Raw genomic sequence first — 10,588 nt, forward strand, 5'->3', positions numbered from 1 at the left:
AATGAGATTAAAGCGCATATTAAAAATTTCATTATTAATTATAAGTATTGCGCTAACAGGGTTTTTAGTTGCTTTAATGTATATTGTTTTCTACATTGAAAACGCTCGGTTTGAGTATAGTATGCTTATTCCTCTTTTTATGATTCCTGCTGGTGTTTTAAGTGTTGTCTATCATTTTAAAACAATGAGGTTTTATGGTTTAAAATCAAAAGCAACAGGTTTTAAAGATGTTGTATTGTGGGTAGGTAATACATTATTTGCAATATCTCAGGTTTTAACAGCTTTGTACTTGTTGTACTCATTATATTTGCTCTATCAAACAAACCAAAATACTGAGGTTTATATAGCTTATATGGTGTGTTTACTAATGTTTGTTTTTGGTTTGTGTTTATTTCTTGAAACTTACCATCTTTATAAACGTATTATCAAAACCGATGCAGATTTATTTAAAGGCTCTATTGATGATATAACTGGCGTTGATAAAAATCAAGATTGATTTCTCAGGCTTAATAAATCTAAGGCTTATCTCTTCATACCCTCCCACTCTTCTTCAGTAGCATCAGATTTCTGATATTCCATAACTCCAAGCCATTTATTGTTGCGTTTTATAAGAAGCATTTCAAAATGAACTCTATACTGTACTTCATTTTCGCCATTACTATTTGAAGATGTGTAAATGAAAATCCCCGTTTCGTGAGCTGTAGTTTTATCACCAATTCTTTGAGAAAAACGAAACTTTACATCACTTTTATTTTTACCAGATTTAGTATCTATAAATCCCTGTTTCCAACCAGCCAAAGCTTTGGCTGCAGGAATGGAAGTTTTATTTTTACCAGAAGCAAATATAACTACGGCATCCTCGTGGTAAGTAGCAGAATAACCTTCAAAATCACCTTCACGAACTGTTCTTGCTAATTCAGTCCAAAATTTATCAAGTTCTGCAATACGTAGAGAATCTTTATTTATTTCTATAGTTGGTGTTGCGCTATTTTTTAGTGTAAATGCAAAGGTTGTTTCAATAGTGGCAATTAGTAAAACAACCAAAGGTAGTATTGTTTTTTTCATGACTTTGTATAGATTTTATAATTAAAACTAATCTCTACAAGTTCGTGTATTTGAAGCAGATATTCAAAAAATTAATCTTCTGCATTAAAAAACACCTTGTAATAATGCATTTTCTTCTCATTGTCATAGCCGCGTTCTAAATATTCAGCAGAAGCATCTGGTGCATCAATATCTAATTTAATTTGAATATTAGTATCTAGTTTAATATCAGTTTTAATTTTTCGTTTTTCTTTATTTAAAACGGCTTCAGCAACATCAAACTGATTTCGAATTACTAGGTTCTGCTCGCCTTCAAATTCTTTCTTATAATTTTCAAATTCTCTAATGTGCTTTTCTTCTTCAAAAAGTTCTTCTTTGAAGCGTTCAATATTTACAACTTCATTTTCTTTAAAAAAATCTATGGTTTGAGCTAAAAAAGTGTTTCGTTCTTTGGCTCCATAATTGGTTTTTAAAACCTCAGTAGAGAATTCTTTACAAAGTTCAATATATTGTTGGGTATGGTTATTAGCGTCATCAGCATACTTAATATTTAAAAAATGATTAATCCAGTATTGTGCATCGTAACTATTATTATCAACACTTAAAATAATGTTACCTTCTGTGTCGCTTTGATTTAAAATTAAACAGCCTTTATCTACTTTTTTAGAATTTATACCTTTTTGCACCAACACATCGTAGCTATTATTTTCTAAATAGGTTTGAAAGAAATTCACTTTACTTTCAATTTTAAAAATTCCAATGGCATTGGTAGTCATGTCTCTAAACTCGATACCTTCAAACATAACAACTAAAACATCGCCAGTTTTTATTTGTGCAGAACTAGATTGCTCGTATAAATGCATTACAATATGTTTTGAAATATCTATAAACCCATCTTCATCATTAAATAATTGTGTGCAATAGCTATTAATTTCGTTTAAAGAGATGTTTGCATGATGATTAAAACGATAGCTTTGAACCACGCTTCCAAAAGGTTTTAAAAGAAAAGGTAACATTAAATCATAACTAGCTTCGTCAAAATCGACTAACTTTTCTGAAAAAGCATTTTTTGTATCATTAAATTTATTACCTACTTTATGGATGATGAATTTTGAAATGGACGCGTTTTTTCTTGAAATCATTTGTTGTGTATTATTAATGCAATACTATAAAATTATGCTGAGTTTGATATAAAAAATGAGCGCCAAAACATTACATTTTGACGCTCAAGATTCGAGGACTTGCTTTTGGTGGTTAAAAATCCTTATTTCTTAAAACTTGTAAGTTCAGAGTAGCCCATAAGTTTGCCATTTTTATTGTAGGATTCGTTTCTTACCATACCAACACCTTCAGCGATCCACTCTTTAATTTTAAATTTCATTTTCATGCCCATTTTCATTTCATTATCATAGCTTAAAGCAAAACAATCAAAAGTGCCAGCAGGAGTAGTAATAGATTCTTTTTTGTCAACCTTTCTGTTAAGCATATCAATCTTCATATTCATTGTTATACCACCCATGTTTATAGCCATATTCATGTTGGCATCTTTTAGTGATTGTCCTACTTGTAAATAATTAGGTAGTTCAATATTTGTACCTGTAATATCCATGTCCATATCTTTATATTGCTTAAGCATGTCTGGATTTATAAGAGATTTAAAATCGATAGATACTTTATTTCCTTCACACATAACTTTGTAGTTAGATGTTGTGATTTCTTTTCCTTTGCCATCAAAAATTACTGTTTTTATAGTTGCTTCATTACCATTTACATCAGTAACTTCGTATTTTACTACACCTTCTTTTTTGCCTTTTTTGTTGTAGTTAGTAATTTCAAATTTGGTGCCTTCTTCAAATGGATAATATGCTTTACAGGCATTTTGACTCAGAGAAGAGAAGCTTATGAAAAAAACGCTAATTAGAACTATAATTTTTGTTTTCATGGTATTTATATTTTTATGAATTCTACACGTCTATTTTGAGCTTTTCCATCTGTTGTACTATTATCTCCAATAGGTACAGATTCTCCTTTTCCACCTGTTTCAAGTCTGTCTCCAGAAATTTTGTAAATGTTTACAAGTGCATCTTTAACCGCTGCAGCTCTTGCTTTAGAGAGTTTTAAGTTCGTTTCTTCAGTTCCGTCAGCATCAGTATGTCCAACAATATTTAATTTAATATTTTCATCCTGCATTAAGACTTGAGAAATCTGGCGTATTATGCCTAAAGATTGCGGTTGAATATTTGCTGAGCCAGAATCAAATAAAATACCATTGGTGGATATTTTGCCTTCAGAAAGTAGTTTACGTCTTAAATCAACACCGCCTTCAGCAACTTTTAAGTTTGTAATGTATAAATGCTCTTCTCCGTCTTTTAAATTGTTAAGATGAAACTTTAAAAACTTAAGCACATTTATTTCTTCAATAAACCTAGGTATATCAATGTATTTAGTTTGGTTAATCCATAGTCTAAAGCGTTTTTTTGTAACAGATATTGCAATGTGAGGTTGGTTAAGTATAGCTTTTCTTATATCGGCTTTTATATCTGTATTTATAGCACCACCACCTCTATTAAAATAGTTATCTGCTCTAAATGAAAAAGCTGAATACTGCCCTAGAGGTATAGATACTTTAGCAAAATGATCAGAACCATTTTTAAATTTATCATCACCACTTAAAATAACGTTGAATCTAGCCGTAGATGAGGTTTGTTGGCTAATGCCTTTGGTTAAGATGTCGAACTCAATGGTGAAATCTTCAGGAAGATTTTTTACATCTGGAATATAAAAAACACCATATCCCGTTTTGAGTTCAAACCATTTACCTTTATTTCCAATTTTCACAACTTCTCCAGAGGCGTTAGTATTCCATTTACTTGGAAAATCTCCTATAAAATCTCGAGCAAAATCATCAAAAAATAAGAGTTTGTCTCCAGGAACAAAATCATATTTGCTGTAAACTTCTAGATTGTCTGAAATGTTTGGATTTTCTTTAACCTCTTCAGGTTCTCCGATACTATTTGGATTGTTTCCTGAATTTGTCTTATTTGATGATGTCTCACCTGATTCGTTTTTAGATTTTGGTTTCTCATTTTCATCACGCTTTCGCTGACCTAAAAGGAGTTCTTTTGAAGTTTTTATACTATATTTTAAAGCTTTCTTAGCTTTATTCATTTGTAGAGTGGCCTTTCCTTGTTTTAAAACACTCAATCCATCTAAGTCTCCTAAAATATCAGGTGCACTGTTACTTAAACCCTCAAGATTATCAAGAGCATCTTCAAGAACATCAATATCCTCATCTTCTAATGGGGTTCCTGATTGGGCATAACCATCGTATTTGTATACTTTATCATAAATATCAAAAGACTCAGAAACAAAAGTATCAACACTATTAACTCCAGTTCTACTTTTTGGCCTTTTTATTTGTTTTGTTTGAGCTTCAAGGTTTGGAGTAACAAATACAAAAGCCATCCAAAAGGAGAGGATGCTTATTGCACTCTTGGGTATTTTCATTTGTAATTATTTGATTAATAGCTGCCTTAAAGATAGAAATTACTTTTTTATAGACAAAGACGAAATGTTAAATTTCGGTATTCAATTAATTTGATAAAGAATAATGGCATTATTATCGCCTTTAGTTACAAACTCTAAATTTTTGTCTTTGTCAATATTATCAAGATCTATATTGGAGTTTCCGTAAACTGGAAAGTTTGGAAGTAATTTAAATTGACTATCAAACAAATATGTTTTATGCGATTGTAAATCTGTTGTGCTAACATATATTTTGTTGTTTATGTAGAAAATTTTAGGTTTTGAATATTCCCCAAAATCTAATTCTGTAGTTTTATTTTTTATAGTAAGTTTATTTTCACTTTGGGTGACTAATGTTTTACTTGTACTTTCTATATAGTGATTTTGAGAAAGGTTCAAATTTCTTGAAGATATATTACCTTTTGAATCAATAGAAATTAAATCGCCTAGATCTGTAGTTGTTGTAAAAGTATTATTATACAAGAAAATGGCTTGGTTTGAATAGGAATGAGATTGTTTTGGTCTTACCCTTGTTTTTCCTAACCTGTCAAGGATATAAAGTTTGTTTTTTGTTTTTATGGTAATGTAGTCTTTGTTGCCTATTCTGAAATGTTTGGGTTGCGAGATTATATCATTATTTGCTGATTTAAAAGTAAAGCCCCTAACGGTTTTTCCCTTTGTATCGTACATTAAAACATGTTTGCCTTGAGTAACTAAAAGACGATATTTTTTTCGGTTATCATAATCAAAAATAGCCAAGGGTTGTGTAATTTCGTCATTAAATTTTAAAGAAAAGGGTTTTACTTCTTTGCCATTTCTATCCAAAACGTAAACTCGATTTGGAGTTGCAAATGCTAACTGTAATCGCCCATTTTTGTAAATATCAATTTGTTTAATTTTACCTAAAACAGCACCTTTTAATTGTTTTTTCCAAAGAATTTTACCCTTATTAGAAATTAAATATAAGTTGTTGTTTATATCTTGAACTACTATCTCTTTCTGTTTAGTAATGTGGTTTTTAACAAATTGAGGTGTGTTTAAAAGTGGCTTATCCAGTTTAATATTCAATTCTTCTGAAACAGAATTAACTGTAGCTCTTGTTTTATTCTTTTTAATGATGCCGTTTACGTGGGCAAAATTAGTATCATAAATAAATTGAATAGCCGAAGTATTGTAGTTTTTAAATACGGAATTGGAGCTCGTTTCTATGTTTTTATTTAAAACGGTTTTTAATGTCGTAGCATTCATTACCTGTAATATAGAGGCGGCATCACTTAATTTTTCTTTAGCATTTTTGAAATTTGAAGTATTATTTAAAGTAGTTTTGTTTTGATAATTGGCTATAATATTTTGTAGCATATCAATCTTATTTGTAAACACAAAATAATCATCCAAAACACAATATAAATTCGCATCATTGTAACGTATTAGCGGATTGAATGTTTTGGCAAATAAAACAGGCTTGCTAAAATTATAGACATCGATTCCTCTGTAAGTGTCTGCAATAGTTTCCTCTGCTAAAAGTGCATCTTTAGTAGCAATAACATCAGTTGAATTTAAAACAATAGCACGGTTTTTATCTTCGTAGATAATACCAATTTCCACTATATCATTAAAAAGTTTAGTGTTATTTGTAATTGAATCTTTTTTATTGAATTTTAATAAATTCGCTTTGAAAATGTCAAAATTATCAAAAGTAAAACTGAGAAAACCATCACTATTTGATGGAGTTATGCTTGGTAGTTTATTAACTTGAGGAGTGGTTTTTTTAAAAATATTAATTAAGCTTTCGGTAGAATCTGTTGCTTTTGTTATACCATTAAAATAAGTTTCATTCTGATTCAAATCAACATCAACAGCAATAAACCTTGAAAGCCTATTTGAAGTCACAGAATCTTCAATAAATAATGAAGGTGAGAAATTAGTATTAGATTTTAAAATTAAAGAAAGCGTTTTGTCGTTACTTAAGGTTTTATATGTTTTCTTAAGTTCTAAATCATCATTCACAAAGTTAAAAGCATCATCTACAATAGTTTTTGATGAAGATGCGAAAAAAGTGCTATCAATAATAACGCTATAAAATGTGTTGTTGTGTAATGTGGATTTAATAATGGACCTGTTATTATAAGTAAGTACTTCTTCTGTATAATTTGGTAATAAGTCTGTTATAAATAAGTCCGTAGAATATTTTGTAATAACTGTATATTGAAGACTATCATTGGCTTCCTTAGAAAAGCAAATCAATAAATCGTTACTTGATTTTAGGTGAGATATAGGTTTTAATTTTTGTTCAATTTTCTCAGAGAAAGAAGCTTCAGATATAGTGTTTAAAAAATCACTATTACTAATACTGTTACTTAAACTTTCTAGGTTTGAAGTTTTGATGATTATAGATGTGTTTTTTGGAACAAAATCTAAGAGATTCAAGTGTTCTGTATTAGATTTAGAGCAACCAAAAACTAAAATAAGCAGGAGGGTAAAGCAAAAAAATCTCATGTATGGAATTAATTTCTACAAATATAGAAACTTATAAATCTAACTTTAATTGTTCGGGCAATAATCTGAATGATTTTCTGTGGTATTTTGTTATGCCGTATTTTTTTATGGCCTCCCGATGTTCTTTGGTAGGATAACCTTTATTCTGTTTCCAATTATACATCGGGAACTCTTGGTGTATTTTGTTCATATACAAATCACGATATGTTTTAGCTAAAACAGAGGCAGCAGCGATGCTTAAATATTTGCCGTCACCCTTTATAATGGTCTCAAATGGAATATTATTATAAGGTTTAAATTTGTTGCCGTCAACAATAATGAACTCTGGTTGAGGTTTTAGAGATTCAATCGATTTGTGCATTGCTAATATGGAAGCATTTAAGATATTAATTGTATCAATTTCCTCCTGAAAAACATGAGCCACACCAAAACACAATGCTTCGGTTTCAATAATTGGTTTTAAAATAAATCGTTTTTTTTCACTAACTTGCTTAGAGTCATTTAAGATTAAATTTTTAAAATCATCAGGAAGTATTACTGCAGCTGCAGTAACAGGGCCAGCTAAACAGCCACGGCCAGCTTCATCTGTTCCACATTCTAACTTGTAATTTGAATGATTAAGTAATAACATAAATTAAAAACAAAGATATAATATGTCTTCAATCAAGGCCTAAATCGTCTTAACATTTATCTATCACATGCATTTTTTTTGATAAAAAATTGGTTTTTAGAAATAATATTAAGATGTTTGTTTATGACTAACTCAAATTAAATTTCGAATTATCATCTATATATTAGATGTTTAATAGTGAAAAGAAAGCCAGCAAAAAATGCTGGCTTTCTTTATTTAAAATAATTACTCGCACTTTACGTTCAAATAATTACTTTTGCCTCATAAAATTTATAATTAAACAACATAGCTGAAATTGCCCAATTTACCTTTATGTTTAAAGCGCACTTAATTACTAAGGACAGATATAAGATAAATCAGATTCAAAAAGTCTTATTTAGTTGTTTTCTGTTCTTTGTGTTTATACAAGTATCTGCACAAATTCAAACTGGGAGAGGTGTTTTGAATAATAATCGGAATATTCCTGGAGTTGGAATTCAAGATTCTTTACAGAATCAATCTCAAGAGTCAACAAGTATTAAAAACTTGAAAAATCCAGAAGCTAAAATTGAGAATTATTTAATAATGACTTATGAAAGAGATACTACATATCTTGATACATCATTAACAATACAAAAAGAATATAAGTTTAATTATTTGCGTAAAGACAATTTTGGATTAATACCTTTTTCAAACTTAGGACAAACATATAATTCGTTAACTCATAACTTTGAAAACACAAGTGTTATGCCAAATTTTGGAGCTCAGGCTAGACATTTTAATTACATGGCTACTGAAGATATAAGGTATTATCACGTTCCTACACCATTAACTGAATTGTTTTACCGTACAGCTTTTGAGCAAGGGCAATTGGCGGATTCTTTTTTTACAGTAAATACATCACCTCAATTTAATTTTTCTATTGCATATAAAGGTATGCGCTCTATTGGTAATTATCAACACATGATAACTAGTACGGGTAATTTTAGGTTTACTTCAAATTATGTTACTAAAAATAAACGCTATCAAGTCAGAGGGCATTTTGTAACCCAAGATCTATCAAATGAAGAAAATGGAGGGCTTACAGATGAAAGTGTAGAAAATTTTGAAACTGGAGAAGATGAATTTCTTGAGCGCCCTATATTAGATGTGAATTTTGAAAATGCTGAAAATATATTGATAGGCAAGCGGTTCTATCTAGATCAGAATTATGATGTATTTAATAAAGTAGTAGAAAAATTTCTACCTCAAACATTGAATGATTCAACATCCAAAAGTAAATTAAGTGTTAGGCATCTTATGTCTTTTGAAGACAAATATTATCAGTACAAACAATCACAGGTAAATTCAGCAATATTTGGGGAAGCATTCCAAACCTCAGGATTGTCAGATAAAGCTACTTTGGAAAATTTTTATAATGAGGTGCAGTTAGATTATTATAATAACGTATTGGGTAATATCCAGGTTAATATCAATAATACTAATTATAATTATGGGTATAATAAATTAATACAGTTAAATGGCGAAACCATTATAAATCGTTTAAAAGGGAACGTATTAGGAGTAGGTGGCAAGTATAGTAAGCGATACAAAGGATTTAAGCTTATTGGGGAGGCTGGAGTTAATTTAACAGGAGACTTTGAGGGTAATTATCTCAAAGCAATAGCAAGCTTTAACATAAATAACGAAATTGCAGCTTCTGCATCTATAAATCATAGTTCAAAAGTGCCAAACTACAATACCCTACTGTATCAGAGTGACTATGTAAATTATAATTGGCAAAATAATTTTAATAATATAGAAACACAGCAAATAGGTTTCAAATTGAAATACAAGGAACTTTTAAAATTAACGGTAGATTATTCAACCATAAACGATTACGTATATTTTAAAAAAGATGAAATTTCAGAACAGATAAGTCCATTTCAAAACAACCAAACGATAAGTTATCTCAGAGGAAAGCTAGAAAATGAAATCAAGTTTGGAAAGTTTGCTATCAATAACACCATAATGTATCAAAATGTAAAGGATGATAATAATGTTTTGAACGTTCCCGAAATCAATACAAGAAATACTTTTTACTTTACAAGTCATCTGTTTAAAAAAGCACTTTACTTACAAACTGGTATTACGCTCAACTACTTTACTAAATATTACATGGATGCTTACAGTCCATTGTTAGCAGAATTCTATGTCCAAAACCATACTGAATTTGGAGATTTTCCACGCTTAGATTTTTTCTTAAATGCTAAAATCCGACAAACGCGTATCTTTTTTAAACTAGAACATTTTAATGCATCCTTCACTGGATATAATTATTATTCCGCTCCAACTTATCCTTATCGAGATTTTTCAATTCGTTTTGGTTTAGTATGGAATTTCTTCTTATAATAGTTCTATAAATTCATTTTGAAGTTTTTTAACTCCGTGAATTTATATCAGGATTTTTGTTGGACCATTTTTAGCAATTACTTGTTTCTATAAATTTTCAAACTCTGACTTAAAATATTACATTTAGCGTTTTCAGTTTTTCACAGGTTGTTTGTTTGCATGAAATCTATTTTAATTCGAAGTTAAGAGTAAAATAAAAGGTGCAGATGCTTAATTAATATCAAGTTTTAATCAAGAATGAAACAAACATGAACATTAAAAGCTCATTTATTGCTTTTAAATTAAAAAAGTTTCAAAAAAATTCTGGTGTATAAATAGCAGAAAACAAGGCATTTAAAAGTCAGTTAAAAAAAGAATAAAAAAAAGCTTAAAAAAGTCATTGTGTAATTAAAAATAGGTAGTATGTTTGCACCCGCTAAAAACAGCAGTAAAGTTGTAAGCGATCGTTCATATAAAGATACGGATTAGGTTAAGAAAAAGGGTTGTAAAATTTTTTTTCTAAAAAAGATTTAAAAAGTATTG

At 29.5% G+C, this 10,588-nt stretch carries 8 protein-coding genes; 2 read left to right on the forward strand and 6 right to left on the reverse strand.

From position 1 onward, the window contains the following. Position 1 precedes the first annotated feature (1 nt). Positions 2-496 carry a hypothetical protein gene (locus Q0772_RS07670; protein WP_298342376.1) on the forward strand — a complete coding sequence of 165 codons (495 nt, stop codon included), beginning with the start codon at positions 2-4 and terminating at the stop codon, positions 494-496. A 26-nt stretch (positions 497-522) separates the two neighbouring features. Here Q0772_RS07670 and Q0772_RS07675 read toward each other — a convergent pair whose 3' ends face one another. The 6 genes from Q0772_RS07675 to Q0772_RS07700 form a co-directional block, all read right to left on the reverse strand. Next, positions 523-1,065 (reverse strand): nuclear transport factor 2 family protein, encoded by a 543-nt coding sequence (locus tag Q0772_RS07675; RefSeq protein WP_298342379.1) that lies wholly within the window; start codon positions 1,063-1,065, stop codon positions 523-525. 71 nt (positions 1,066-1,136) lie between these two features. Further along, entirely contained in the window at positions 1,137-2,186 is a 1,050-nt protein-coding gene (locus tag Q0772_RS07680) for a nucleoid-associated protein (protein WP_298342383.1), read from the reverse strand. 122 nt (positions 2,187-2,308) lie between these two features. Next, positions 2,309-2,986, reverse strand: a complete 678-nt coding sequence (locus tag Q0772_RS07685) for a hypothetical protein (protein WP_298342386.1) — start codon at positions 2,984-2,986, stop codon at positions 2,309-2,311. Positions 2,987-2,991: 5 nt separating this feature from the next. Further along, complete coding sequence (locus Q0772_RS07690; protein ID WP_298342389.1) at positions 2,992-4,551, reverse strand: OmpA family protein; 1,560 nt, start codon at positions 4,549-4,551, stop codon at positions 2,992-2,994. 81 nt (positions 4,552-4,632) lie between these two features. Beyond that, positions 4,633-6,996, reverse strand: a complete 2,364-nt coding sequence (locus Q0772_RS07695) for a ribonuclease HII (RefSeq protein WP_298342392.1) — start codon at positions 6,994-6,996, stop codon at positions 4,633-4,635. Between the two features lie 100 nt (positions 6,997-7,096). Then, positions 7,097-7,696: a ribonuclease HII gene (locus Q0772_RS07700; protein ID WP_298342395.1), complete on the reverse strand. Its 600-nt coding sequence runs from the start codon at positions 7,694-7,696 to the stop codon at positions 7,097-7,099. 312 nt (positions 7,697-8,008) lie between these two features. On the opposite strand from Q0772_RS07700, the gene Q0772_RS07705 reads away from it, so the two are divergent. Next, the gene (locus Q0772_RS07705; RefSeq protein WP_298342398.1) at positions 8,009-10,066 is read left to right on the forward strand and encodes a putative porin; all 2,058 of its coding nucleotides are present in this window, start codon (positions 8,009-8,011) and stop codon (positions 10,064-10,066) included. The last annotated feature ends 522 nt before the right edge of the window (positions 10,067-10,588 follow it).

The sequence above is a fragment of the uncultured Algibacter sp. genome (genome assembly GCF_947490405.1).
Taxonomy (GTDB): Bacteria; Bacteroidota; Bacteroidia; order Flavobacteriales; family Flavobacteriaceae; genus Algibacter_B.

Bases quoted from the DNA above. Each gene is read 5' to 3' on its own strand.
- Q0772_RS07690 (WP_298342389.1), bottom strand. From the start codon at position 4,551: ATGAAAATACCCAAGAGTGCAATAAGCATCCTCTCCTTTTGGATGGCT.
- Q0772_RS07685 (WP_298342386.1), bottom strand. From the start codon at position 2,986: ATGAAAACAAAAATTATAGTTCTAATTAGCGTTTTTTTCATAAGCTTC.
- Q0772_RS07700 (WP_298342395.1), bottom strand. From the start codon at position 7,696: ATGTTATTACTTAATCATTCAAATTACAAGTTAGAATGTGGAACAGAT.
- Q0772_RS07670 (WP_298342376.1), top strand. From the start codon at position 2: ATGAGATTAAAGCGCATATTAAAAATTTCATTATTAATTATAAGTATT.
- Q0772_RS07680 (WP_298342383.1), bottom strand. From the start codon at position 2,186: ATGATTTCAAGAAAAAACGCGTCCATTTCAAAATTCATCATCCATAAA.
- Q0772_RS07705 (WP_298342398.1), top strand. From the start codon at position 8,009: ATGTTTAAAGCGCACTTAATTACTAAGGACAGATATAAGATAAATCAG.
- Q0772_RS07675 (WP_298342379.1), bottom strand. From the start codon at position 1,065: ATGAAAAAAACAATACTACCTTTGGTTGTTTTACTAATTGCCACTATT.